24 protein-coding genes, 1 other RNA gene and 2 pseudogenes are annotated in these 26,754 nt (G+C 41.9%); 23 read left to right on the plus strand and 4 right to left on the minus strand.

The genetic code is table 11. The features are described from left to right. Positions 1-542: 542 nt before the first annotated feature. On the plus strand, positions 543-1,010 hold the full coding sequence (locus tag G7Y32_RS06245; RefSeq protein ID WP_165212123.1) for a CtsR family transcriptional regulator: 468 nt from the start codon (positions 543-545) through the stop codon (positions 1,008-1,010). Beyond that, entirely contained in the window at positions 1,003-3,444 is a 2,442-nt protein-coding gene (locus G7Y32_RS06250) for an ATP-dependent Clp protease ATP-binding subunit (protein WP_165212125.1), read from the plus strand. Before G7Y32_RS06245 ends, G7Y32_RS06250 begins: the two co-directional genes overlap by 8 nt. Before the next feature lie 422 nt (positions 3,445-3,866). Here G7Y32_RS06250 and G7Y32_RS06255 read toward each other — a convergent pair whose 3' ends face one another. The 3 genes from G7Y32_RS06255 to hslO are packed head-to-tail and all read right to left on the minus strand — an operon-like array spanning position 3,867 to position 6,643. Continuing rightward, a complete protein-coding gene (locus tag G7Y32_RS06255) occupies positions 3,867-4,766 on the minus strand; it encodes an SLAC1 family transporter (protein ID WP_346773317.1) in 900 nt (299 codons plus the stop codon). A gap of 37 nt (positions 4,767-4,803) precedes the next feature. Next, a complete protein-coding gene (gene dusB, locus G7Y32_RS06260; RefSeq protein WP_165212127.1) occupies positions 4,804-5,784 on the minus strand; it encodes a tRNA dihydrouridine synthase DusB in 981 nt (326 codons plus the stop codon). Beyond that, positions 5,771-6,643 carry an Hsp33 family molecular chaperone HslO gene (gene hslO, locus G7Y32_RS06265; RefSeq protein ID WP_165212129.1) on the minus strand — a complete coding sequence of 291 codons (873 nt, stop codon included), beginning with the start codon at positions 6,641-6,643 and terminating at the stop codon, positions 5,771-5,773. The genes dusB and hslO overlap by 14 nt, the downstream gene beginning before the upstream one ends. Positions 6,644-6,828: 185 nt before the next feature. Here hslO and yajC point away from each other — a divergent pair, with 185 nt between their 5' ends. Continuing rightward, positions 6,829-7,176, plus strand: a complete 348-nt coding sequence (yajC, locus tag G7Y32_RS06270) for a preprotein translocase subunit YajC (protein WP_165212131.1) — start codon at positions 6,829-6,831, stop codon at positions 7,174-7,176. Positions 7,177-7,213: 37 nt separating this feature from the next. Here yajC and G7Y32_RS10495 read toward each other — a convergent pair. After that, positions 7,214-7,459 (minus strand): annotated as a pseudogene (locus G7Y32_RS10495) (hypothetical protein); the annotation flags it as partial. Between the two features lie 356 nt (positions 7,460-7,815). Between G7Y32_RS10495 and uppS the strand changes: the two are divergent. The 20 genes and pseudogenes from uppS to G7Y32_RS06370 all read left to right on the plus strand — a co-directional run bounded on the left by uppS (position 7,816) and on the right by G7Y32_RS06370 (position 26,754). Further along, positions 7,816-8,571, plus strand: a complete 756-nt coding sequence (gene uppS / locus G7Y32_RS06280) for an undecaprenyl pyrophosphate synthase (protein WP_165212133.1) — start codon at positions 7,816-7,818, stop codon at positions 8,569-8,571. 12 nt (positions 8,572-8,583) lie between these two features. Then, the gene (locus tag G7Y32_RS06285; protein ID WP_165212135.1) at positions 8,584-9,378 is read left to right on the plus strand and encodes a phosphatidate cytidylyltransferase; all 795 of its coding nucleotides are present in this window, start codon (positions 8,584-8,586) and stop codon (positions 9,376-9,378) included. A 43-nt stretch (positions 9,379-9,421) separates the two neighbouring features. Then, a complete protein-coding gene (rseP, locus tag G7Y32_RS06290) occupies positions 9,422-10,687 on the plus strand; it encodes an RIP metalloprotease RseP (RefSeq protein ID WP_165212137.1) in 1,266 nt (421 codons plus the stop codon). Between the two features lie 71 nt (positions 10,688-10,758). After that, positions 10,759-12,621, plus strand: coding sequence for a proline--tRNA ligase (locus tag G7Y32_RS06295; RefSeq protein ID WP_206221359.1), 1,863 nt, complete (start codon positions 10,759-10,761; stop codon positions 12,619-12,621). A 126-nt stretch (positions 12,622-12,747) separates the two neighbouring features. Then, entirely contained in the window at positions 12,748-13,527 is a 780-nt protein-coding gene (locus tag G7Y32_RS06300) for an MBL fold metallo-hydrolase (RefSeq protein WP_165212139.1), read from the plus strand. Further along, a complete protein-coding gene (gene tadA / locus G7Y32_RS06305; protein WP_165212141.1) occupies positions 13,524-14,021 on the plus strand; it encodes a tRNA adenosine(34) deaminase TadA in 498 nt (165 codons plus the stop codon). The genes G7Y32_RS06300 and tadA overlap by 4 nt, the downstream gene beginning before the upstream one ends. A gap of 41 nt (positions 14,022-14,062) precedes the next feature. Further along, positions 14,063-14,143: signal recognition particle sRNA small type (ffs, locus tag G7Y32_RS06310), an RNA gene on the plus strand. A 395-nt stretch (positions 14,144-14,538) separates the two neighbouring features. Further along, entirely contained in the window at positions 14,539-15,888 is a 1,350-nt protein-coding gene (locus G7Y32_RS06315; RefSeq protein WP_165212143.1) for a glucose-6-phosphate isomerase, read from the plus strand. Positions 15,889-16,285: 397 nt separating this feature from the next. Continuing rightward, positions 16,286-17,086, plus strand: a complete 801-nt coding sequence (locus G7Y32_RS06320; protein ID WP_165212145.1) for an SDR family oxidoreductase — start codon at positions 16,286-16,288, stop codon at positions 17,084-17,086. 150 nt (positions 17,087-17,236) lie between these two features. Continuing rightward, positions 17,237-19,102: a BglG family transcription antiterminator gene (locus G7Y32_RS06325; RefSeq protein ID WP_165212147.1), complete on the plus strand. Its 1,866-nt coding sequence runs from the start codon at positions 17,237-17,239 to the stop codon at positions 19,100-19,102. Then, positions 19,102-19,575, plus strand: coding sequence for a transcriptional regulator GutM (locus G7Y32_RS06330; protein ID WP_165212149.1), 474 nt, complete (start codon positions 19,102-19,104; stop codon positions 19,573-19,575). The genes G7Y32_RS06325 and G7Y32_RS06330 overlap by 1 nt, the downstream gene beginning before the upstream one ends. 61 nt (positions 19,576-19,636) lie before the next feature. Next, positions 19,637-20,182, plus strand: coding sequence for a PTS glucitol/sorbitol transporter subunit IIC (srlA, locus tag G7Y32_RS06335; RefSeq protein WP_165212151.1), 546 nt, complete (start codon positions 19,637-19,639; stop codon positions 20,180-20,182). Between the two features lie 23 nt (positions 20,183-20,205). Continuing rightward, entirely contained in the window at positions 20,206-21,204 is a 999-nt protein-coding gene (gene srlE / locus G7Y32_RS06340) for a PTS glucitol/sorbitol transporter subunit IIB (RefSeq protein WP_165212153.1), read from the plus strand. 27 nt (positions 21,205-21,231) lie between these two features. Next, positions 21,232-21,600, plus strand: a complete 369-nt coding sequence (locus tag G7Y32_RS06345; RefSeq protein WP_165212155.1) for a PTS glucitol/sorbitol transporter subunit IIA — start codon at positions 21,232-21,234, stop codon at positions 21,598-21,600. A 187-nt stretch (positions 21,601-21,787) separates the two neighbouring features. Then, the gene (locus G7Y32_RS06350; RefSeq protein WP_165212157.1) at positions 21,788-23,356 is read left to right on the plus strand and encodes a BglG family transcription antiterminator; all 1,569 of its coding nucleotides are present in this window, start codon (positions 21,788-21,790) and stop codon (positions 23,354-23,356) included. 26 nt (positions 23,357-23,382) lie between these two features. Further along, a pseudogene (locus G7Y32_RS10395) lies at positions 23,383-23,754 on the plus strand (PTS sugar transporter subunit IIA); the annotation flags it as partial. A gap of 90 nt (positions 23,755-23,844) precedes the next feature. Further along, positions 23,845-24,153: a PTS sugar transporter subunit IIB gene (locus G7Y32_RS10400; RefSeq protein ID WP_004225481.1), complete on the plus strand. Its 309-nt coding sequence runs from the start codon at positions 23,845-23,847 to the stop codon at positions 24,151-24,153. A gap of 26 nt (positions 24,154-24,179) precedes the next feature. Beyond that, positions 24,180-25,463, plus strand: coding sequence for a PTS sugar transporter subunit IIC (locus G7Y32_RS06360; protein WP_165212161.1), 1,284 nt, complete (start codon positions 24,180-24,182; stop codon positions 25,461-25,463). A gap of 32 nt (positions 25,464-25,495) precedes the next feature. After that, on the plus strand, positions 25,496-25,894 hold the full coding sequence (locus tag G7Y32_RS06365) for a tetratricopeptide repeat protein (RefSeq protein ID WP_165212163.1): 399 nt from the start codon (positions 25,496-25,498) through the stop codon (positions 25,892-25,894). A 2-nt stretch (positions 25,895-25,896) separates the two neighbouring features. Next, entirely contained in the window at positions 25,897-26,754 is an 858-nt protein-coding gene (locus G7Y32_RS06370) for a class II fructose-bisphosphate aldolase (RefSeq protein WP_165212165.1), read from the plus strand.

Genomic DNA, 26,754 nt, shown 5'->3' on the forward strand with positions numbered 1-26,754 from the left:
TGGTAGTAGCGCATGACTGTTAATCATGATGTCGTAGGTTCGAGTCCTACTGGTGGAGTAGAGATGTGACTGGAGGGAGTTCTTAAGGGAACTCTTTTTTTATTTATTAGACTTGCTTGGACAGGTCTCGGCTCTTTGTCAACTGTAGTGGGTGACTTATAGTCTGGTATGGGAGGAAGACTAAGCTCACCTTCTTTTTGTCAAGTGAATGAGAAGAGAAGCTACCAATTTCGATGAAGATGAAAGGGATTTTAGAGTCTTTTTAAAAGCCGTATTTGATCCGTTTGTGGGGTGATTTGTATATTCTTGGAATGCTAAGGTATAACTATTCTTGTTCAAACTATAATCTTTATTTAGCCGTTATACATGTTAATGCTTGCTCTCAGAGAAGTGAAAAAGGAATGAGTCAATGGAGAGAGATAATAGGGGCATCTTTCTTTTGGGGTGGTTTTCCTCTTGTTGAGTTCTTGCTTTTAGCTTTTAAAATTTTCTCTTTTAAGGTATAATAGTCAAAGTTAGTCAAAGATAAGGAAGGGGAGTCTATGCCTGTAAAAAATACTTCGGATAGTATCGAAGAATATATTAAAAATATTTTGGCCCAGTCGGGGATTGTGGAGCTTAAACGTTCTCACTTAGCGGACTCTTTCGATGTTGTTCCTAGCCAGATTAACTATGTTATCAAGACTCGTTTTACTGAAAGTCGTGGCTATGTGGTTGAAAGTAAGCGGGGTGGAGGCGGTTATATCCGTATTGCTAAAGTTGCTTTTTCGGATAAACACCACCTACTTAATGCTCTGGCCAATTCTATTGGAGAAGCTATCAGCAGTCAAGTCTTTGATGATCTTATCCAACAGCTCTATGATCAAGGAATTATTAGCGAGCGAGAAGGAAATATTATCCTGGCTTCATCCTCTGATGATGTCCTAGGTGCTGATGCTCCACAAATTCGCGCCCGGATGCTTAAGAAAATTATTCAACGAGTAGATAGAAAAGGAAATCCAGATGACTGATTATTCTCTTAAAATGCAAGAAATCTTTAGCCGAGCTCAGTATCAAGCCACTCGTTTTCAAAGTCGATTTTTGGAAACTTGGCATGTTTTTTTGGCTATGGTCGATACTGATGAGACGGTGGCTCACCTGGCTTTGATGGATTTTGCTGATCAAATTGATTTAGACGAGTATGAGGATGCAGCTGTCTTGGTGATCCGCCGCAAGCCCCTTAAAACTGTCAAGGTCCAAGAGCTTTTACCAGCTTCAAGAGCCTTGGAGCGTGTTTTGGCTTATGCTGGTCGGATTGCTCGAGCGGTTAAGGCACCTGAAATTGGCAGTGAGCATGTTCTTTTATCTATGATGTTTGGCCGCGATAATCTAGCAGCGCGGATTTTAGAGCAGGTTGGCTTTCGTTTTCAAGACGAAGGTAAAGATACACTGCGTCTGATTGATCTGCGTAAGGTCTTAGAGCGTTATGCTGGTTTTTCTAAGGAAGATGTTAAAGCCATTTTTGACTTGGCTAAGCCTAAGAAATCTGGTAATAACAACTTTAGTAATATGATGGGTCCTCAACCCACTGCTGGTGATTTAGCTGATTTCACAAGAGATCTGACAGCTTTGGCCAGTCAAGGTCAATTGGATAGAGTTGTAGGCCGTGATGAAGAAATTACTCGTATCTTACAAATTCTCAGCCGTAAAACTAAAAATAATCCTGTTTTAGTCGGTGATGCTGGTGTTGGTAAAACAGCCTTGGCTTACGGTCTAGCGCAGAGAATTGTTGAGGGAGAGGTCCCTTATGAACTAGCTGAATTCCGAGTTTTAGAATTGGATATGATGTCAGTTGTAGCGGGCACCCGTTTCCGAGGCGATTTCGAAGAGCGGATGAATCAGATTATTGCTGATATCGAAGCAGATGGTCATATTATCCTCTTTGTTGATGAAGTCCATACTATCATGGGATCTGGAAGCGGAATTGATAGCACTTTAGATGCTGCCAATATTCTCAAACCAGCACTTTCAAGGGGAACCCTCCACATGATTGGAGCAACGACTCAGGAGGAATATTCTAAGCACATTGAAAAAGATGCCGCCCTTTCGCGTCGTTTTGCCAGAGTTTTAATTGAAGAACCTTCAGTTGATGAGGCCTATCAGATTCTTTTGGGACTTAAAGGAAGCTATGAGGTCTACCACAATGTTATCATCTCTGAACAAGCTATTTTGACGACTGTAAAATCGGCCCATCGCTATTTAATCAGCAAGAATCTTCCGGATTCAGCTATTGATTTACTGGATGAGACCAGTGCCATGGTGCAAAATACGGTTAAACGTTCTCTGCCAACATTCCTAAGTTCAGCCGACCAAGCCCTCTTATCGGGAGATCTAGGAGCAGTTGCAGATCTACTTCGTGCGGAGGATAAGCAAAAGATTCGTAAACCTGTTGTTGTCGGAGAAGAAGACATTCTGCGGACCCTTAGTAAGCTGTCTGGTATTCCGCTAGAGAAGATGACTCAGGCTGACAACCAGCGCTACCTCAATCTAGAAAGGGAACTCCACAAACGGGTTATTGGTCAAGAGGATGCCGTATCTGCTGTGTCTAGAGCGATCCGCCGGAACCAATCGGGCATTCGAACAGGTAAGCGTCCAATCGGCTCTTTTATGTTCTTAGGGCCAACTGGGGTTGGTAAGACTGAGTTGGCCAAGGCTCTAGCTGAGCTCCTCTTTGATGATGAGTCGGCTTTGATTCGCTTTGATATGTCTGAGTACATGGAAAAATTTGCTGCCAGTCGCCTCAACGGGGCTCCTCCGGGTTATGTTGGCTATGAAGAAGGTGGCGAGTTGACTGAAAAAGTTCGGCAGAAACCCTACTCTGTTCTCCTTTTTGATGAGGTAGAAAAGGCCCATCCAGATATTTTTAATGTTCTCTTGCAAGTTTTGGATGATGGGGTATTAACTGACAGCCGCGGCCGTAAGGTTGATTTTTCTAATACTATCATCATCATGACTAGCAATCTGGGAGCAACTGCCTTGCGTGATGATAAGACTGTTGGGTTTGGGGCCAAAGCCATTAGTCATGACTATGAAGCTATGCAGAGTCGGATTATGGAAGAACTCAAGAAAACCTACCGTCCGGAATTCATTAATCGAATTGATGAGAAGATTGTTTTCCATAGTTTGACACCAGATCACATGCGTCAAGTTGTTAAGTTGATGATTAAGCCGCTGGAAGTTACTTTGGCTGAAAAAAATATCGTTCTAAAGGTTCAGCCGTCTGCTCTCAAACTTTTGGCAGAGCATGGTTATGACCCTGAAATGGGAGCTCGTCCGCTACGTCGGACCATCCAAATAGAAATTGAAGATAAGTTATCTGAATTGCTCTTGTCTGGCCAATTAAAACCAGGTGCAAACCTGAAAATTGGCAGCCATAAAGGAGTCTTGAAATTTAATCTGGTATGAGATAAAAAAACCAACCTAGAAGTTTAATTCTAGGTTGGTTTTAGTCTATAGAGTTTAAATGACTAGTTTCACTCCTTTTAGTTATCGGCGAGTCGCTCTAGCCTATATATATAAAAGTACCGAGTCATGTAGGCGACTCATTTGTTTGTACTAGCTCCGGCATAATTAAGAAATAATCAGAGTGAAGGTGCTTGTGGTGAATTTTACTCTCCCTCTGAATGTGAGTAGTAAAAGGGGGCCTGTGTGTTCCCGTTGAACCTTTTTCCCAGACCACGACTCTTATATAAAGATTTAAAAAACTGGATATGAGATAAATGATGGTTAAAAGAAGATAAGGGTTACGATTACAGTCAAAGTCATACCATTAAGCCACGAACTATGCTATTCCTATAAATCGAGTAGAAATTGCTTTTGAGTCCAAGTTAGTTTCGAGATCTAAGGAGATAGAGGCAATAAGCAAGAGTAACATAGACAACAATAACTGTAGCTAAACTAATTTCAAAAGTACTCAAACCAATAAACCAGTTCTGAGATAAACGTAGTCTAGTCAAACTTAATTTTAAGGCCGTCGCTGTACTGACACTGGGGAAGGTGAAGGCTGAAAAACTGGGAGCAAACCAAGTTTTGATATGGCATACAAGATAGAGAAAGGTTCCCCAATAAAATCCTTGCGATAGTAAGAGTAGGAGAGTTAGAAAAACAGGTTGTCCAAAAGGGTGAAGCTGTAAGAAGGCTAAAAGTAGGAGAGAACTCGGAGCAGCCATGATGGCCATGTTGGGTAATTCCTGCTCACCCAAAGGCCACTGAGATAATCGATAGAGCAAGGCAATCATCAGTACCAAATAAGCTAGAAAGGTCAGATAAAAAATCATCTGCCCAAGAAGTAGCTGTCCAACAGCTCTAGCTGTTATAGAAGCAGCGGCTGGTCCAACATAGATAACAAACCAACCTGGATAGACTTGCTCCCAAGTTGCTTGTCTTTTAGCCCTTATACTAAAAATTGCCAGAAAGACCAAGTGTCCAAATAAACCGACAGCCCAAATGCTAAGTAGGTAAGGCTTTGCTAGAGGAAGAATCAAAGGAGCAAGCATCATAGCCATGAAATAGGTTGGAAAAGTTGAAGCTGCTAAGAGGCTGGTCAATTGTTTTTGACAGTCTTGCTTCTCCAGACAGAGATAAGCTGTTAAAAGAAGCCACAGCCCTAGACTTAGAAAGAGCAGTCCTTGAGCTGCGAGCTGATTGACAAATTTTAAAATTAAGTTAGCCAGAGCAGTCAGTCCCAGTAAGAGCCCTGTTAAGGCCAACGGTAGTCTATTTTTCATGAATCTTCCCATTCAAATGCTTCGGAACAGAAATCTCTTAGGTTGGAATACCATCAAAGATTTCCTTGACCTGAGCTAGGTTTTCAGCCCGAGCGACAGCTCCACGGATTTTAGCAGCACCAGAGGTTCCTCGCAGATAGTAAGGAGCTAAGCCGCGGAATTCTCGTACAGCAATCTTTTCACCCTTAAGAGCAACTAGACGGCTGAGGTGGTCATAGGCAATCTCTAACTTTTTAACGAAGGTAAGATTAGGTAGGATTTCCCCAGTCTCGAAGTAGTGGTTGATTTGGGTAAAGAGATAGGGATTGTTGAGGGCTCCACGACCAATCATAACAGCATCGGTGCCGATCTCTTCCAGCATGAACCTAGCGTCTTCAACGGTCTTAATATCTCCATTACCAATGAAAGGAATTGTTTTGAGGGTTTCGGCTACTCTAGCTAGGGTTTCATAGTCACAGTGACCAGTGTACATCTGCTCACGGGTCCGACCGTGCATGGCCAAAGCAGCCACCCCAGCTTCCTCTGCAGCCAGAGCATTTTCCACAGCTAAGGAGCTGTCAGCCCAACCTGTCCGCATTTTAACAGTCAGTGGGATATTGAGGACAGACTTAACAGTTTTTACCACCTGATAAATCTTTTCAGGATCCTTGAGCCACATGGCCCCAGCTTCATTTTTGACAATCTTATTGACAGGGCAGCCCATGTTGATATCAACCATATCAGTCTCAGTATTGGTTTGGATAAATTCAGCAGCTCGTGCTAAGCTATCGCCGTCGTTACCAAAGAGTTGGATGGAAACAGGGTGCTCACCTTTGTCAATGTGAAGCATGTGGAGGGTTTTTTCGTTATTGTAGAGGATTCCCTTATCAGAAACCATCTCCATAACAGCTAAACCAGCTCCAAATTCCTTAGCGATAGTTCGAAAGGCTGAATTAGTCACACCAGCCATGGGAGCTAGAACTGTACGGTGGGGAATTTCTACATTCCCAATCATAAAGGACGAGTTAAGCTTGGTCATCAATAATTTCCTCCAGATCTTTTTCATCAAAGTTGTAAGTTTTACCACAGAACTGGCAGGTGATTTCAGCACCATGGTCTTCATCCTTCATGGCCTGTAGTTCATCTTTACCCAGACTGGCCAGAGCAGCCCGAAAACGTCCCTTGCTACAATCGCAGGCAAAACTCAACTCTTCCTCAGCCAAAATCTTGTAAGAGTCGTCACCATAGAGGGCATCGATCAAAGCCTGAGTGTGGTTGTCGGACTCTAAAAGAGTGGAAATGGCAGGCATCTCTTGAATACGTTTCTCGAAACGAGCAATGTCTTCTTCTTTGGCATCTGGTAGGACCTGAAGCATAAATCCTCCAGCTACCTTGACTTGATCCTTGTCATCCAAGAGGACATTGAGGCCTACAGCAGACGGAGTCTGTTCACTTTCAGTCAAGTAGTAGGCAAAGTCCTCACCGATTTCTCCGGAAATCAATGGCGTTGCCGAAGTATAAGGACGACCTGTTCCATAGTCAATGATGGAGACAAATTGTCCCTGCCCCATGAAAGGTCCCACTAAGACCTCACCAGTCGCAGTTTTCTTAATATCAACACCGGGATTTTGGATGTAGCCTTTAACATGACCAGCCGTATCTGCGACGGAAATAATATGGCCAAAAGAACTGTTGCCGATAACCTTAACCGTTACTTTGGCTTCACCTTTTTGATTGGCAGCTAAAATTTGATTGGCAATTAAGGTTCGTCCCAAAGCGACCGTTGATGATGACAGGGTGTGGTGTTTGTCTTGGGCATCCCGAACAGTTTCGGTACTATCCAAGATATAGGCCCGGAAAGAGCCAGATGTTGCAATTGTTTTAATCAGTTTATCCATAATGCCTCTATTATAGCATAAAACCGGGATTGAAAGGGTCTGCTGGATATGAGAAAGAAGGGAAATAGATCGCTACAAACGGTACTGATTTAGGATCTTTACCTTAGTTATATCTAGCAAGTTTTCTTGCCCGCCTTGGCAAAATTTGATATAGTTATGATTAGTTATATTTTGGAGGGATTTTTATGCAATACACTACAATTCTTATTTTAGCCATCTTTCTCGGAGGAATGATATTTGTTAATTCACGTGCCCAAAAGAAGCAAAGACAAGCACGTGATGATATGCAAAATAAGCTAGTCAAGGGAGCAGAAGTCGAAACTATCGGTGGTTTAATTGCGACCGTTGATGAAGTCGACCAAGCCAACAACCGTATCGTTCTTGATGTTGAAGGGGTTTATTTGACTTTCGACCTGAGCCGTTCAATTTTAAAAGTCAATGCCTCGCCAGCGGATACTTCTGTAGTTTCAGCTGAGTCAACTGATGACCAAGCGAACGATAATGATGAAGTAGAATCAGCTATTGAAGACTAAGGAATTTATTTAAAATCTGGGGCTGCTCAGTCTATCACCACTGAGCTGTTGATGGCAAACCCGGCGTAAACTTATTAAAGCGACTCAGTTCTCGCTTAGAGATAACGTGATAGCCTGATTTAATCGTTGACATATATTCTTCCTGAGTGGTAAAATACAGGGGAGTAATGGCAGGAAAATCAGGTTGAGAACTCTCAACAGGCTTCGATGCTGCCCTTGAAGCGTTAGCTTCTAAAGAATCGGGATTGCGATGTAAATCGCCCGCATGACTAAGCTCTTGGCTTTAGCTAAGAGTTTTTTTCTTGTTATTGTCACTAGGATTTATTCAGCAAGTTCCTTTATCTGCTGTTGGATTGATTCTTATTCAAGTCAGTCAATAGTCAGGTTCAAGATTCGCTGTTGCTGGGCAAAACAATTTTCATTTTGGAATTTCTTTGCCACTATTCCATATTTCTTAATACTAAAAGCCAAAAATGAACAAAATTAGAATTTTCTTCATCAGAACTCTAACTTTGTTCGTTTTTTAATGCTGTCGATGGACTTTTTATAAGAGCAGGACAGCCAACTTTTTGAAGTTACTGATTGCGTGCCACAACTAAAAGTGCAATCTCCCTTGATTTATGGTAAAATTCTAAGAGTATGGCTGTATTTAAGTTTAAGAAAAAACAAGAGACGCAAAGTCTGGAAAAAATTCCTAAACATATTGGGATTATTATGGATGGTAATGGCCGCTGGGCTAAGAAACGCCTGCAACCACGTGTTATGGGACATAAGGCTGGTATGGATGCTTTGCAAAGAGTGACCATCAAGGCTTCTGAGCTAGGCATTAAGGTCCTGACGGTCTATGCCTTTTCAACAGAAAACTGGTCACGACCTGCTGATGAAGTTAAATTCATTATGAACCTACCGGTTGAGTTCTTTGATAAATATGTTCCTGAACTCCATCAAAACAATGTTCGGGTTCAGGTTATCGGGGATACCAGTAAGCTGCCTCAGGCTACTTTTGAGGCTATGGAGCGGGCCTGTGCTAAGACCCGGCATAACTCAGGGCTGATCTTAAATTTTGCTCTCAACTACGGTGGCCGAGCAGAGATTACAGCAGCTGTTAAGACTCTGGCACAAGAGGTGAAAGATGGCCACTTGCAACCTGAGACTATTGATGAGGAATTGCTTGCTAAGCATTTGATGACTAGCGCACTTCCTTATTTGTACCGCGATCCTGATCTGATTATTCGAACGAGTGGAGAGCTGCGACTTAGTAACTTCCTGCCTTGGCAGGCAGCCTACAGTGAGTTTTACTTTACCAAGGTGCTTTGGCCTGATTTCAATGAAGACGAGCTAGTCAAGGCTATTGCAGAATTCAACCACCGCCAAAGACGTTTTGGTGGTGTCTAAGAGGAGACAAGTATGCGTGAACGTGTAATTTACGGAGGGATTGCGGGCGTCATTTTTCTGGCTTTTTTAGTGCTGGGGCACCTCCCCTTCCAATTATTTGTCGGAGTTTTGGCTATGATTGGTATCTCCGAGCTTTTTAAGATGAAAGGGTTAGAAATTTTTTCTTTTGAGGGAGTTCTAGCCATGTTGGCAGCCTTTGTCCTGACGGTTCCTATGGGGACCTATCTGACCTTCTTGCCCCTAGATGCTAGTTGGACCTGCTTTGGTTTACTTAGCTTTATAATTTTGGCTGGCACGGTACTCAATAGTGATACTTATTCTTTCGATGATGCGGTCTTTCCAATTGCTTCAGCTGTCTATATTGGTTTTGGTTTCCAAAATTTGGTCAATGCTCGGCTGGATAGTATTAATAAAGTTCTTTTCGCCATCTTTATTGTCTGGGCAACTGACATCGGTGCCTATATGATTGGTCGGCAATTCGGTCAAAATAAGCTCATGCCAAAGGTATCCCCCAACAAGACTATTGAGGGTAGTCTGGGAGGAATTCTCTCAGCCTTGATTGTCTCTTTGATTTTCATGCTGGTGGACAAGTCTGTTTACAGTCCCAAATCCTTCCTAATTACCATGATTTTAGTTGTTGTCTTTAGTATCTTTGCCCAATTTGGCGATTTGGTAGAAAGCGCCATTAAGCGTCATTTTGGTGTTAAAGATTCTGGGAAATTAATTCCTGGCCACGGTGGTATCTTAGACCGTTTCGACAGTATGATTTTTGTTTTTCCAATTATGCATTTCTTTGGATTATTCTAAGAACTGGGGGTTAAGCCTACCCAGCATTATTTAGAGGTTATCAATGCTTTTAAACATTATTATTTTTATCATCGTCTTTGGTGTCATCGTGACGGTGCATGAATTTGGTCATTTTTATTTCGCTAAAAAATCTGGCATTCTGGTTCGTGAATTCGCCATCGGGATGGGGCCAAAGATTTTTGCCCATATTGGGCAGGATGGAACGGCTTATACCATCCGTATGCTACCTCTTGGCGGTTATGTTCGGATGGCTGGATGGGGCGACGACAAGACAGAAATTAAGACAGGAACACCCGTCAGCTTGACTTTAAATGATCAGGGTCTTGTCAGTCGGATTAATCTGTCTGATAAACAACTGGATACTGACAGCCTGCCCATGAATGTGACCGCCTACGATTTGGAAGATCAGTTGCACATCACGGGTTTGGTTCTTGATGAAACCAAGACCTATTCGGTTGATCATGATGCTACAATTATTGAAGAAGACGGGACTGAAATTCGGATTGCTCCGCTGGATGTTCAGTATCAGAATGCCAGCGTCTGGGGACGGATGATTACCAACTTTGCCGGTCCCATGAATAATTTTATTTTGGGAACTGTGGTTCTCATTATCATGGTTTTCATACAGGGGGGAGCACCAAATCCTAATACCAATGCTATTCGTGTTGCTGATGGCGGACCAGCTCAAGCGGCTGGAATTAAGTCTGGCGATAGGATTTTAAGTATTGCGGATAAAAAGGTTGAGAATTGGAGTGACCTAACTGAGGCAGTTGCCAGCTCGACCAAGGGGTTAAAAAAGGACGAGCAGATTAATCTCACTATCCAAGATAAATCTAAGCACATTAAAAAGGTGAAGGTCAAGCCCAAAAAGGTTAATGGCAGCTATCTAATTGGTGTTCAGCAAGCTATGAAAACCGATTTTTGGGGGAAGTTAGTTGGTGGCTTCAATTTAGCCCTGACTGCCATGACCCAATTGATTCGGGCTGTGGGGAATATTATTCTCCATTTCAGCCTCAATAAGTTGGGAGGGCCTGTCGCCATGTACCAAATGGTCGGTCAAGCAGCCCACTCAGGCTTTGTGGATGTCCTTTTCTTGATGGGGATGCTGTCTATGAATCTGGGAGTGGTCAACCTTTTCCCTATCCCAGCTTTAGATGGCGGTAAGATTCTCATTAATATCATTGAGGCGATTCGCCGTAAGCCGCTTAGGCAGGAAACAGAAACCTATATCACCTTAGTTGGTGTGGCTATTATGTTGGTACTCATGGTTGCCGTCACTTGGAACGACATCATGCGGGCCTTCTTCTAAAAATTAGTTTCCCTACAGTCATTACTCTAGTTGAAAGGAAAGCCTTGTCCAGCGATAGGGCGAAAAAACTCATGAAACAGTCTCAAATGTTGATTCCAACCTTGCGTGAAATGCCAAGTGATGCTCAGGTTATCAGTCACGCTCTCATGGTTCGGGCTGGTTATGTCCGCCAAGTTACCTCAGGCGTTTACTCCTACCTCCCTCTGGCTAATCGGGTTATTGAGAAATTCAAAACCATCATGCGGGAAGAATTTGATAAGATTGGTGCAGTGGAAATGCTGGCACCCGCTCTTTTGACGGCAGACCTCTGGAAGGAATCCGGTCGTTACGATACCTACGGTGAAGACCTCTATAAACTAAAAAATCGTGATCAGGCTGACTTCATCCTAGGACCAACCCATGAAGAAACCTTTACAGCCATCGTGCGAGATGCGGTAAAATCTTACAAACAGCTGCCAGTAAATCTCTACCAAATTCAGTCTAAATATCGTGATGAGAAACGTCCTCGTAATGGTCTCTTGCGGACGCGTGAATTTATTATGAAGGATGGTTATAGCTTCCATGCTAATTACGACAGCTTGGATGACACCTATGAAGATTACCGCAAGGCCTATGAAGCCATCTTTACCCGAGCTGGTCTTGACTTCAAGGGCATCATCGGTGATGGCGGTGCTATGGGCGGTAAGGATAGCCAAGAATTTATGGCGGTTACTCCTGACCGAACTGATCTAGAGCACTGGTTGGTACTGGATAAATCTATTGCTTCTGTGGATGAAATCCCAGAAGATGTTCTGGTCCAAATTAGAGAAGAACTCAATAACTGGTTAGTTTCAGGAGAAGATACGATTGCCTATTCTGACCAATCCAACTATGCGGCTAATCTGGAAATGGCTACTAGCCTTTATAAACCCAGTCAGGCTGTCACAATTCAAGAAGACCTGACCAAGGTTGAAACCCCAGGATGTAAGACTATTGATGAGGTGTCAGCCTTCCTGCAAGTTGATGAAGGCCAAACCATCAAGACCTTACTCTTTATGGCAGATGAACATCCAGTTGTCGCTCTTTTGGTTGGCAATGACCAAGTCAATGATGTTAAGCTCAAAAATTATCTGGGAGCTGATTTCCTTGAGCCAGCCGATGAAGAACAGGCTAAGGCTATCTTTGGAGCTCATTTTGGTTCACTGGGGCCAGTTGGTATCCCAGAAGAAGTGACTATCATTGCTGATCGTAAGATTCAAGATCTGGCTAATGCTGTTGTTGGTGCCAACGAGGATGGTTATCACTTGATTGGTGTCAACCCAGAACGCGACTTTACGCCTCAAGCGTATGTTGATATTCGTGAAGTTAAGGAGGGAGAACCATCGCCAGACGGCCAAGGAACCCTTAAATTTGCACGTGGTATTGAAATCGGTCATATCTTTAAATTGGGTACCCGTTATTCAGATAGCATGGGAGCCAATATTCTCGATGAAAATGGCCGTTCGGTCCCAATCATTATGGGGTGTTACGGCATTGGTGTTAGCCGAATTCTCTCAGCGATCATCGAGCAGCACGCTCGTCTCTTCGTCAACAAGACACCAAAAGGAGCTTACCGCTTAGCTTGGGGAATCAACTTCCCTAAAGAGCTGGCTCCATTTGATGTTCACCTGATTACAGTTAACATTAAAGATCAAGAAGCGCAAGATTTAACAGCTGTGCTGGAAGACCAGTTGACAGCAGCTGGCTACCAAGTACTGACTGATGACCGCAACGAGCGGGTTGGCTCTAAATTCTCAGACAGTGACCTGATTGGCTTGCCAATTCGTGTTACCGTTGGCAAGAAGGCTGCCGAAGGTGTTGTTGAAGTCAAAATCAAAGCGACTGGAGACACCATCGAAGTCAATGCCGAAAATCTCTTAGAAACTCTGCCAATTCTAATGAAGGAAGCGGATTGAGTTATAAAATAAATAAAGGTCATCGTCCAGTGATGGCCTTTTATCGCAAAATCAGGACTGGATTTGCTGCCTATTTTTCATCTGAGTTTTGTTATAATAGACCTACTAAGAAAAGAAGGTGATTCTATGAAATTAACAACTTTGGGGTGCTGGGGAGCCTATCCCTACCAAGATGGAGGGACGACGTCTTATTTGGTAACAGGCCATGATGGCTTTCAGTTACTCATGGATTGTGGCAGTCGGGCCGTAACCGAGCTGGAAAAGGAAATCAGTCCGCTGGATTTGGATGCGGTCATCATCAGTCATTACCATCCCGATCATGTGGCTGATCTAGGTGTGTTGCGTCACTATTTCCAACTCTATCCCAAACACCTCTGGGAACCAAAGGTACTTCCCATCTATGGTCACGATGAAGATAATGATGAGTTCACCAAGCTGACCATGGACGGAGTCTCTCAAGGATATGTTTACGATGTGGCAGGGACTCAGCAAATTGGTCCTTTTGACATCAGTTTTATCAAGACGGTCCATCCTGTTCCCTGCTATGCTTTTCGGATTATGGAAAGAGAAACTGGACAAACCCTAGTTTTCACTGGAGATACGGGTTATTTCGATGGTCTAGCTGATTTTGCCAAGGGAGCAGACCTCTTTTTAGCGGATGTCTATCTTTATGAAGGAAATGAAAATCACCCAGCTCACCTGACTTCTAAGGAAGCTGGGACGATTGCCCAGCAAGCTAGCGTGAAAAAATTAGTCCTGACCCATGTCCCACCTCTACCCCCGCAAGGGATCGATCCCGACCGGCACTTGGAAATTCTGCAGGAGCAAACTCAGGGATATGCTGGAGTAATTCCAGTAGAATTAGCTGAACCCCACAAGGCTTGGGCTCTGGGAGCTAACGGATGACGGAGTTTACCCAGAATCAAAAAGAAGTCTTCATGCGAGAAGCTCTCAAGGAGGCGCAGAAGTCTTTAGCTAAGGAAGAAATTCCCATCGGCTGTGTTATTGTTAAGGACAGCCAAGTTATTGGCCGAGGTCACAATGCGCGTGAGGAGCTCAACCAAGCCATCATGCACGCCGAGATTATGGCTATCAATCAGGCCAACCAAGCAGAAGGAAACTGGCGGCTTTTGGACACGGCCCTCTTTGTCACCATTGAGCCCTGTGTCATGTGCAGCGGGGCTATCGGGCTGGCTCGGATTCCTCAAGTCATTTATGGAGCTCCTAACCAAAAATTTGGAGCTGCCGGCAGTCTTTATGATATTTTGAGAGACCAGCGCCTCAACCATCGCGTTCAAGTTGAGGCTGGTGTTCTGGAAGCAGACTGTGCTAGGATTATGCAGGATTTCTTTCGCAAACGACGGGAGAAGAAGTCCCAGCCCAATCTTAGCCGGACTTAATTTTCAAGTTTGCAGGCTGTTAAAATTATGCTATAATAATCATCGGAGCGACACTTTCGCGTGAAGTGGGTCAGGGGAGGAATCCAGCAGCCCTAAGCGATGTTAAGTGTGTGCTCTTTTTACGTATAGAAAATAATCCTATGAAATCGGGCTTTCATAGGATTTTTTATCTTATCAATTATCAAAACGGACAAAAATTTTATAAATTAGCCTATTCTGTAAAAATAAAAAATAGTGTATGGGGCAATTGATTATAGGCTGATTAAACTTAATCTAGTTTATCTGTAAAAGTCTTAAATCTGCCGAATGATGTAAGGAAGCAGTTAATCTTATTGTTTACACCTACCTAAAGAGTGTCAAAGAAGGAGACAAGAACTGATATAATGTGCTAGGCAAATGAGTTTGACGGAGAAGCAGCTGGTCTGTTACCGTTTTCTTTTTTTATCAAAAAGGTTGAAAAATCAGTGATAAAAGGGTACACTGTATAAGAAATATTGTTTTTTAAAGGGAGTACGTAATGGGACACATTAAATTTGATTATTCAAAAGTGCTTGATAAATTTGTAGCAGCTCAGGAAATTGATTATATGCAGCCACAAGTATCAGCGCTTGATAAAATCTTGCGCGATGGATCAGGTCAAGGCGGAGAAATGACTGGCTGGCTTAATTTACCGGAATCCTACGATAAGGAAGAATTTGCCCGTATCCAAAAAGCAGCAACTAAAATTCAATCGGATAGCGATGTACTTGTTGTTATCGGTATTGGCGGTTCTTACCTTGGTGCTCGTGCTGCCATTGACTTTTTGAATAATGCGTTTGTCAATTTGCAACCAGCTGATAAGCGTAAAGCACCGCAAATTCTTTATGCTGGGAACTCCATTTCTTCAAATTACTTAGCCGATTTGGTTGACTACGTAGCTGATAAAGATTTTTCTGTCAATGTTATCTCTAAATCTGGTACAACGACAGAGCCTGCTATTGCTTTTCGTGTTTTTAAGGAGCTCTTGGTTAAAAAGTATGGTCAAGAAGGAGCTAATAAGCGCATTTATGCGACCACAGACCGTTCTAAGGGTGCTGTTAAGGTGGAAGCGGATGCTAATGGTTGGGAAACATTCGTTGTTCCAGATAGTGTCGGAGGTCGTTTCACTGTCTTGACACCAGTTGGTCTTTTGCCAATTGCCGTTTCAGGAGCTGATATCACTAAATTGATGGAAGGCGCTAATGCAGCTCGTAAGGCTTACTCATCAGATAAAATTGAAGAAAATGAAGCTTACCAGTATGCTGTTATTCGTAACATCCTTTACAGAAAAGGTTATGTGACTGAGATCTTAGCTAATTATGAACCGTCTCTCCAATACTTTAGCGAGTGGTGGAAGCAGTTGGCTGGTGAATCAGAAGGTAAGGATCAAAAGGGTATTTACCCAACATCTGCCAACTTCTCAACTGATTTGCATTCACTCGGTCAATTTATCCAAGAAGGGATGCGCAATCTCTTTGAAACGGTTATCCGTGTTGAAAAGCCTCGCAAGAATATCACGGTTCCAGAATTGACAGAAGATCTTGATGGGCTGGGCTATCTCCAAGGTAAAGATGTTGACTATGTCAATAAGAAAGCAACTGATGGTGTGCTCTTGGCTCATACAGATGGCGGTGTTCCAAATACTTTCTTGACTCTTCCAGAACAGGATGAGTATACACTGGGTTACACTATTTACTTCTTTGAACTGGCTATCGGTCTATCTGGTTACCTCAATGGTGTCAATCCATTTAACCAGCCAGGTGTAGAAGCTTACAAGAAAAACATGTTTGCCCTTCTTGGTAAGCCAGGTTTCGAAGAACTAGGCGCTGAATTGAACGCCCGTTTGTAAAAGTATCTCCTTATTAAAACTAATCAGAAGCAGTTCCCTTGAGGGTCTGCTTTTTTTGTGGCAATTAGTGCACGATTTTTTATGGAATTGCAAAAAAGAGTGTCTTAATTATTTTTTGTAAGCGCTTTATAATACAGTTAGAAAGAAACTGATGCACTCGTTCTACTCTTGTGAAAAAAAGACCAATCTTCCTTGGATTTTTATCATTCATCGTCAGGTTCTCTATTTTTCTCTGGAGTGCTTCACCGTTTAGTATCTTGTTTCTTGTTCACCAAACACGAGCTAAAATCTTAGTAAAAAAGATAAACGTCCTTGTGCCTTAATGGCACAGTGTTAGTTTCCCGTTTTTATACAGATTTTTAAAAGCTCTTTATATCTTAAATAAAGGAGTAAGAAGATGAAAGATTGGTTAAATATCGCTGGAAAAACGGTTATCGTTACAGGTGCCTCATCTGGAATTGGTCACGCCATTGTAGAAGAATTACTTGATTTAGAGGTTAACGTTGCCAATTTTGATATTAGTGACAATGATGTCAAGCATGATCACTATCTCTTTGTGAAGGTTGATGTGACTTCGCGTCAAGAAGTTGAGGCAGGTGTTGCAGCAGTCCTTGAGCGTTTTGGTACGGTTGATGCAGTCGTCAACAATGCTGGGATTAATGTTCCTCGTCTCCTAGTTGATCCTAAGGATCCTCACGGTCAGTATGAACTGGACGATGCAACCTTTGAAAAGATGACAATGATTAATCAAAAGGGTGTTTTCTTAGTTAGTCAGGCTGTTGGTCGTATTCTGGTTGATAAAAAACAAGGAGTAATCATCAATATGGCCTCTGAAGCAGGTCTTGAGGGTTCTGAAGGTCAAAGTGCCTATGCAGCAACCAAGGCAGCTGTCTACAGTTACACGCGATCTTGGGCTAAGGAACTCGGTAAGCACGGTGTTAGAGTTGTCGGAATTGCGCCAGGGATTATGGAAGCGACTGGACTGAGAACGCTTGCATACGAAGAAGCTCTTGGTTATACTAGAGGAAAAACAGTAGATGACATCCGAGCAGGTTATGCTTCAACGAGTACAACGCCACTTGGTCGTAGCGGTAAGTTGAGTGAAGTGGCTGATTTAGTTGCTTACTATATTTCAGATCGCTCGAGTTATATCACTGGAATTACAACCAATGTGGCCGGAGGTAAGACTCGTGGATAAGATAATTAAAAACAGATACAGAGGGTGTCCGCGGATAAAATCAAAATAGGGAGTGGAGTACGATGACGAATCACTAAAGATTCTAGGAAAACTCATCTTTTTAGCACAATCCGCAGCCCGTCTTCAATGAAATTAGAAGGATTAGGAAAAGTGGCAGTAGTTAATCGCTGGTATCGAATCTTAGATATCCTAGTTGCTCAACACCATGTTTCGGTAGATGATATGCGGAAGATGCTTGGGATTAGTCCTCAAACGCTTCAAAGCAGCATTGAACAGCTAAACGATATTTTGGACCAAGATATTCAAATTAGACAAAAAGATAATACTTTGTATCTAGATGTGCTTGACTATGCTCGTTTAGAAGATATTTTATTGGGGCAATTGAGAAAAGAGACAGATTTCAATTCTTCTAGCAAGCGGGTGTCCTATTTGATTAAACGCCTTTTGCAAACAGCTCAGCCCCTTCTTATTGATGACTTGGCAGAGGATATGGGGGTTAGCCGCTCAACTATTAATAAAGATTTGAAGAAGGTTAAACAGCTGTCTAGCGATTATCAGATCACTATCACAGGTACCCCTAATCGAGGTTTAGAAGCAGAAGGGAAAGAATTAAATCTCAGACTCTTTTACATTGATAATGTTTATACCTATTTTGAATCCAGTCACTTAAAAGATGAGACTCAATTATTCCTAGATCAGCTCCGAGAAAGCTATCTCCTCCCCAAAAATACAGAGGATTTGCTCAAAAAAGTTTTAGCGATTACCGTCTCGCGTATCAATTGCCAGCGTTTCCTATCTGATGAGATTCCCTACTTCACTAATGAACTAAGAGAATCTGAGATTATGGCAAAGTTAATTTACCATGTGGAATTAACTTATCAAATCTCTTTGAGTCAGTACGAACAAGACTTCCTCAGTTACCCGCTCAATATTCAGTTTATTGACGGGCTGGATTATCATCCTTCTTTGTCCGATCATCTCAAGCTCATTTATCAGTCCATGGTTGACCATGTAAAAGAGGCGCTTGATATTGATTTTGATCAAGACAAGCTCTTCCAAAACTTACAAACACATTTTAAATTCATGATCAATCGCTTGATTTTTCACGCTCAAGCTAACGATATTTTTCATGGTGAGATTCGTTTAAAGTACCCCTTTGCCTATGAGATGTCACGAGTGGCTGTCGAAAAGCTGCAGACCTATTTTAAGTATCAGGTTGCTCCCTCAGAAATCAGTTATCTTGCCCTGTATTTCGAATTAGTGTTAAATGAACGGGATTTAGAACAGACTGCTCTGCGTCCTCAAATTGCGGTTGTTTGTACAACTGGACGGGGAACAGCAGCGATGATCAGTCACCAACTCACACATGTCTTAGGAAATGATGTTGAGATCACCCAATTTTCTGAGGAAAGCTTTAATCCGCAAAACGATGATAATTATTTCGCTATTTTTACAACTATTCCTTTAAAACTAGAACAGTTAAAATCTCCCGTTATTAAAATCAGCAATCTCTTTGATGACCAATGGTTGCGGGATGAATGGCAGAAGATTAATGCTTACCATCAGAGCCGTTTGGAGACCGTCCAGCTGAGATTTGTCAAGTTGTCTCCCGGTCCGTCCTATCTGCACTATCTAGAAACAATGTGTCAGTTACTTGCAGATGAAGGGCTGGTCGATAGTGATTTTAAAAGGCGTATTTTGAGTCGTGAGCAAAGGCAGTCAACCATTTTTAGTAATGCTATTGCTTTTCCTCATGCTATTAATCAAGCGAGTAGGCAAACAATTTTAATGTTAGGTGTGCTAGAGGAGACCTACAAAAGCGATGATGATTCGGTTGATTTCATCTTCATGGTAGCTATTTCTGAGCAGGTGGATGAACGAACCGAGACAGAGCTCTTAGATCTTTATGATGATATTTTCCGCATTGCTAGTGATCAGTCCATTAAGGATGAGTTGAAGTTGGTTGAAACTCAGGAAGATTTTCTCGATTTCGCCAAAAGCAAAGGAGTATTCTAATGAATTATATCTATACTTTTGCAGTCTTTGTGGTATTTGCCTACCTTGTGCAAATAATCTTAGGCCTGCGACAACTGAAACATTTCAACCAAGTTTATGCCAGATTGCGGAAAAAAGGCCGTGTTGCGATTGGTCGTAATTCGGGTCGGATTAAGGCTGGAACCATTGTCATGTTTGCTATTGATAAGCAGGGGACGGTCCTAGAAGCTCAAAAAATGCAAGGAGTCACGATAGCAGCTAAATTTAAACCTATGCCAGCTTATCTTGGTCAGGACATCCATTACTTTGATCACTATAATCCTTTGGTTCGCCAAGAGAATAAATTGCTGCAGGCGGCCATTGAAGATGCTCGGGATGTCTTCTTAAAAACCGAGGCTGGTGTTTATCGCGATGCTCCACAATCTAGTCCGTTTTCAGAACTCGGTTTGCGCGCCAAACTCTTCTTAGCCCGCTTGAAAAATCATATACAGTAAATTTAACTGAGTGTTTAAAATCATCACATACAAAACTAAAAGATCATATAAGGAGTTTCTTATGAATTACGTTACAAAATTTGCTGAGGGCTTTATGAAGCTCTTTCAGTCAGGCGGTGACACCTTCATGTCTTGGATGACAAGTATTGTTCCGGTTGTCCTCATGCTTCTGGTTGCCATGAACGCCTTGATTGCTCTTCTAGGTGAAGAAAGGGTTAATAAGCTGGCTGCAATTTCTGCCAGTAACCCGATCAGTCGTTACATGATTTTGCCCTTTATCTCGGCTTTCATGCTGGGGAACCCTATGGCAATCAGCATGGGGCGCTTCATGCCAGAATATTATAAGCCTAGCTATGTTGCCTCACAAATGCAATTCTGTCACACCTCGAACGGTGTTTTTCCTCATATCAATCCAGGTGAGCTCTTCGTTTGGTTAGGGATTGCCTCAGGTATTAAAACCTTGGGATTGAGCCAGATGGATCTGGCTATCCGCTATATGTTGGTGGGGATTATTATGAATTTCTTTACTGGCTGGATTACCGACTTCACAACCGCTTGGGTTTGTAAGCAACAAGGTGTTAGCTTGAGCAAGTCATTGAACAATTGATGTGAGTGAGAAAGAGGTTTCTTATGAGTTACAGAAGTATACAGGTTGTCAAAGGGAATGGTGGTTTCGGCGGCCCTTTGGTTATTACCCCAACGGACGAAAAACATAAATTTATCTATATCACAGGTGGCGGAGAAAAGCCAGACATTGTGGATAAAATCGTTGAATTAACCGGGATGGAAGCTGTCAATGGTTTTAAGACTTCTATTCCAGATGAAGAAATCGCCCTTGCGATTATTGATTGTGGTGGGACTCTTCGATGCGGTATCTATCCAAAAAAGGGCATTCCAACTATCAATATTGTGGCTACTGGTAAAAGCGGACCACTGGCCCAATACATTACAGAAGATATCTATGTTTCAGCCGTAGGTCTCAATCAAATCACTGCTACCGATGCAGTTGGGCAAACTAACCAGTCTGTCGCTGCTAGTCCTGAAAGCACATCGACAAGTACTTATGATACCAGTAAAAAAATTACAGAGCAACGGGCCGAAACGAGCTTTGTGGCCCGAATTGGTATGGGAGCTGGTAAGGTTGTAGCTGTTTTTAATCAGGCTGCGCGTGAAGCAATCCAAACCATGTTAAATACCATTCTCCCTTTCATGGCTTTTGTGTCACTCTTGATTGGTATTATCAATGGTTCGGGAATCGGGAACTGGATTGCTAAGCTGATGATACCTCTAGCTGGCAATATTTGGGGGCTAATTCTCATTGGATTTATTTGCTCCCTACCATTTCTCTCTCCCCTTTTGGGGCCAGGAGCCGTAATCTCCCAAATTATCGGGACCCTGATTGGTGTTGAAATCGGTAAGGGTCATATTCCTCCACAAATGGCCTTGCCAGCTTTATTTGCTATTAATACTCAGAATGGCTGTGACTTTATTCCAGTAGCTCTCGGTTTGTCTGAAGCTAACGCTGAAACAGTTGAAGTCGGGGTGCCGTCTGTCCTGTATTCTCGTTTCTTAAGCGGTGTTCCTCGTGTTATCGTCGCTTGGCTGGCCAGCATCGGTTTGTATCAATAAGAAAGGTAAGTTAGAAAAGAGGTCCGCATGGCGAAGATATTTGAAACAAAAGTACTTGAAGTTGGTCCAGAGGCCCAAGGGATGATTGACGGGGCCGATATGATGATTCTCTTTGGAGAAGGAGCCCCGCAGGATTTGGCGGAATACTGCTTCACAATTGATAATAAGCATTTAACTGGCCCAATCAAAGTTGGCGGTCGCCTAGTTGTTGATGGAGAGGATTTTCCCATCACCTCTGTTGGTGAGGTCGTTGAAAAGAATCTAGTCAACCTAGGGCATATCACGATTGCCTTCGATGGTGATAGAGAAGGGAGTCTGCCTGGCACCTTGCATGTTTTGGCTCCAAACAAGGTCCAACTGGGGTCGGGCTCAATCATTCAGCTGTTTAGTGATTAAAAATATTACAGTCAATCAGGCTTGATTTCAAGTCTGATTTTTTTAAATCAACCTTCATCAATCAGAAAAGGTGGAGGTTTTTGCCATTTATTTTGGAAAAAACATCTACTTTTTAATACGATGAAAACGCTTTATAATTGAAACAGATGGGAGAAAGAATCGTATGAAGGACAGAACGCATGCCATCTTGAATCGCTTGTTAGACTCTGAAATTCCGCTAACGGTCAGGTATCTTTCAACAGAATTTAAGGTTAGTGAAAGAACCATTCGTAATGAAATAAGGGTTATAAACGAGTTGTTGAGACAATGTCAGCTACCTTTAGTAAATGCCATCCGCTCCAAGGGGCTAGAATTAAATCTATCTCAGTTTGACAGAGAACGGCTAATGGCTTTTATTGGCCAACATTCAGGCTTCAAGTATCTTAGCCGAGAAGAAAGAGTATTAGATTTAATTTTGGATATAGCCTTTGGAGACGCGCCCGTCTTTTTAAAGAAAAAGGAGGAATGTTATCAGGTGTCAAAATCTTCTATTGATGAAGATATTCGGCAGGTAAGAAAAAATTTAGCCTATTACCAAATAAAAGTTATCAGCTTACCTAAGCAAGGGTTCAAGTTTCAGGGCAAAGAACAATTTATCAGGACCATGCTTTTTTCTATTGTGAGTTCAGTTTTAGTAGCTGAGGAACAAGGGAAGAAAGAGCTTGTTTATAAATATGTTAATAAAGAACGGTTGCATCATTTAGACACCATATACAGTAATGTCATTTCGCAGGTGGAAGTGAGTCCTTATCGGATAAACTTTAACCTCTTGACTTATATTTGGATTAATCGTCTCAGTCGTGGTCACTACATTTCGCCTTCTAGTAAAAGCGAGAGTCGCCGAGAGAAAAATGATCGCATTTCAGCTTATATCAGTAGGGTTGCGAGTGAGTTTAAAGTTGGAGCTAGCACAGAGGAAGAGCGTTATATCTATTTCTTACTGAATAGTTTGAATAAGGAAAAAACGTATCATCCCTCCAATTGGCTGGATCTTCAACTATTAATCATGCAGCTTATCCAGTTTGTGGAGGAAGAAACAGGCATTCCTTTTAATAAAAAGGAAGTTCAGTTACAAGAAGCCCTATACAGTCATATGATTGGCATGGTTGACCGCATTAAAAACGGTCTCCAATTGGTCAATCCTCTTAAAGATAAAATCAAGCAAACGTATGGTGTCGTATATGCCGTTCTTGAAAAATTTTTAAGAAGAGAGCAGGACCAACTTGGTGGGATTATTACTGATGATGAGATTGCCTTTTTAACCATTCATTTTTCTACAGCTTTGAGCGAAATTAACCAGAATAATCAGTATTGGTATCGTGCCATTGTCATTTGTAACCATGGGATTGCAACCGGTCGTTTGTTGGCAGAAAACCTGAAAGAGTACTTCAATATAGAAGTTCTAGCCGTTTTAAGCAGCCGCGAGATTGACTTGGTCGAAAAATTTGATGTTGATCTAGTTTTTTCAACAGTAAAACTGAATTATAAAGCCAAGCCTATCATGATTATGGATACTATTTTCAATGAGGAAACAAAACTGATGGTTCACAATTTTTTAGAAGCGAATCGACAGCATCAAAGGTTGATTACGAGGAAAAGCGACTATACAGAAATGTTCCAAATTCTGCTCAAAACGATAGAATCCCAGTTTGGAAAGTTGACTAAAAATTTTTACAACGATTTGGAGAACCTATTTCGGAAAAATGGGCTAGGCTAACAATCAATCAAAAGGAGGTACAGCCTATGATTCAAGATGTGCTATCTGATGATAATATCTTGTTTGAAAAGGGAGATTTTACATGGCAGGAGGCCATTGAGCAGGTGGCAAAGCCGTTATTGGAGAAAAAGAATATCACCGAAGGATATGTTCAGGCCATGATCGAGGATGTCAAAAAGTACGGCCCTTATATTGTGATTGGTCCTCATCTGGCTTTAGCGCATGCTCGGCCAGAGGACGGTGCAAATCAGCTGGGGTTAAGTCTGGCTATTTTTCAAACTCCCGTTCACTTTGGTCACGAATTCAACGACCCTGTGAAAGTTATTTTTTGCTTATCTGCGGTAGATTCCTATTCGCATTTAAATATTATGAAGAGTTTAGTCAGCCTAATTAGAAAGGAAGATAATTTGAAAAAACTAGCTGACGCCTCAAATATTCAAATGGTTAAAAAATTTTGTTTACAGATGATTCAGAGGAGGAAAAATAATATGGCTAAAAAATTAAATATCCTGTTTGTTTGTGGAGCAGGATTAGGTTCTAGCTTTGCTGCTCAAATGGCTGCAGAGGATGTCCTAAATAAATACGGTATAGACGCTAAATTGGATCATGTTGATATTTCGACAGCCGCTTCTGTTGGTCCTGATGTTATCATCACTGCTCAGAATTTTGAAAAACAATTTGCCCAATTTTCAATTGACCCAGAAAAAACGGCCTTGGTTTTTTTGAAGAATATTGTTTCCAGTCAGGAAATAGAAGAAAAATTACTGCCGGTTTTGCGAGAACGTAACTTCATCTAGGTCATTACCATAAAGGAGGTAACACTATGGGAGTCATTAATTTTATTATCAATAATATTTTGACCCAGGCCTCAATTACGATTGCCTTAATTGCTATGCTTGGGTTGATCCTACAGAAAAAATCCATAGGTCAAATTATTTCAGGGACTTTAAAGACGCTGCTCGGTTTTCAAGTCTTGAGTGCGGGTTCTAATATTATTGTTTCCAGTTTAACCTACTTTGGCAAAATTTTTCAAAAGGGATTCCATACCCACGGTATTGTCCCTTCTATTGAGGCTATTAATGGTCAAGCGATGAATGATCTTGGTTTGGGAAGAGAGATAGCTCTAACTTTTCTGGCCATCTTTATTGTTAATATTTTAATTGCCCGTTTTACAAAGTGGAACTATATCTTTTTAACTGGTCAAGCCTTACTCTGGATGGCTACCATGACCACGGTATTTGGTTATTTTGCTGGCTTACGAGGCTTCTTACTAATTGTGATTGGTGGTATTGTTGGAGGAATTTTCGCAGTCGCCATGCCTGCCCTAGCTCAGCCGATTATTCGTAAAGTAACCGGTAATAATGATATTGCTCTTGGACATTTTTGTACCATTGGTTACTTATTTGAAGCTGGGGTAGCAAAAATTTTTGGAGAACGTGGAGACAAAAAGAAGTCTATTGAGGACATCGAAATGCCTAAATCCTTTGAGTTTTTGCAAGATACTTACCTGTCTGTAATGGTGGTTATGGTTCCGCTATATCTCATTACAGCAGCCTTTGCAGGATCAGGAGCGGTTAATACTGGCAGTCAAAACTATTTAATGTATGCTTTCTTGCAGTCTATTCAGTTTGTTGTTGGGATCTATGTCTTGCTTGCAGGTGTTCGCCTCCTACTTGGGGAAATTGTTCCTGCCTTCCGCGGTATTGCGATGAAGCTGGTTCCAGATGCTATTCCTGCTTTGGATTGCCCAGTCTTCTTCCCTTATTCTCCTAACGCTGTCATCCTAGGTTTTATTACAACAACTATTGGTACCATCGTAGCCATGTTTATTCTGCCAGTATTTGGATTGGCCATGATTCTCCCAGGAATGTTGACCAATTTCTTTGCTGGCGGCACCGCTGGGGTATTTGGAAATGCTGTAGGTGGACGCAGAGGAGCGATTATTGGAGGGGTTGCTCATGGCTTTTTCATCACGCTTTTGCCCGCCTTATTGGTTACAGCCTTTAGTTCATTAGGCTTTGTCAATGCAACAGCTACTGATGTTGATACGGTTACAGCAGCTCTCCTCTATTACTGGATCTTAAGTCCCATTTTCAAAATGTTTTAGCTAACCTATCAGCTTAAGAAAGGAGGATAACCGTGTTCAAATTTTTAAAGAAAATCCCTAAACCTAGTCCAGAAAGCCAAACTGCTCTCCCAAAATACAGTGAGGAAGAGCTCGAAAAGTTTAAGCAGGAACTTGAAGACTTGCTGCAGGTAAAAGAAGAGCACCTAGACGATGCTCAATATTTCGAAAAGTTAGGTTTGCTCTATGCCCAAGTGTCTCAAGAAGAGGAGGCAATTAAAAATCTTGAAAAGAGCCTGTCCATTAAATTATCTATGGGAGACGGTTATAAAAAACTGATGTCACTTTACAATCAAAAAAGAAGAGAAGCAGCCCGTTCTCATGATGATGAATTGATAGAGTACTATATGGGGAAAATGGATGATATGCGAAATATCGCTAAAAAAGTGACCCTAACAGCTAAGGAGGATTAAAGATGTATAAAACCTTAAAAGAAATTACAGATAAGGCAGACCAATTAAATATGACTGTCGGTGCCTTTAATATGCATAATTTAGAGATGCTTCCTAGCATGATCAGAGGTGCCCAAGAAGTTGGACTGCCAATAGTGATTCAAACCAGTGTAGCAACAGCCCAATACATTGGCTATGATGTCATTGTAGCGGTGTGCAAGCAGTTAGCCAATAACGATTTGGTTGATGTTGCTCTTCACTTGGATCACGCCAGAGATTTTGATGCAATTAGAGCTGCTATTGAAGCCGGCTATTCAAGTGTTATGTTCGATGGTTCAAATCTCCCCTTTAAAGAAAATATTGCAAAAACCAAAGCAGTCGTTGATTATGCGCATGCTAGAGGCGTTTCTGTAGAAGGAGAACTGGGCACTATTGGGGGAACAGAAGAAGGTATCTCGGTTTCTGAAGATGATAAAGAATATACGAGACCTAATGATGCTGTTCGATTTTTAGCAGAAACTGGTGTTGATGCCTTAGCTGTCGGGATTGGGACAAACCATGGCCAATTTAAATCTAAAACCAATGTCAAGATTCCTCTACTAAAAGAAATTCACAGTCTTGTTGATGTTCCGCTTGTTATACATGGAGGAACGGGTGTCAAAGAAGAGGATTATCCAGAATTAATTAATAATGGGATTAGAAAATTCAATGTTGGAACTGAACTATTGGTCGGCTGGACAGCGGTTGCTAAGGAAACGTTTGGAGCAACTGAGGTTAATAAATCCCTGCGTTACAATATTATTCCATGCAATGATAAGGTTAAGGAGATTGTTAAACACAAACTAAGCCTCTTTATGAATAGTGACAGTCCTCTAAAATAG

Origin of the sequence: Streptococcus tangpeifui (assembly GCF_011038795.1) — a bacterium.
GTDB lineage: Bacteria > Bacillota > Bacilli > Lactobacillales > Streptococcaceae > Streptococcus > Streptococcus tangpeifui.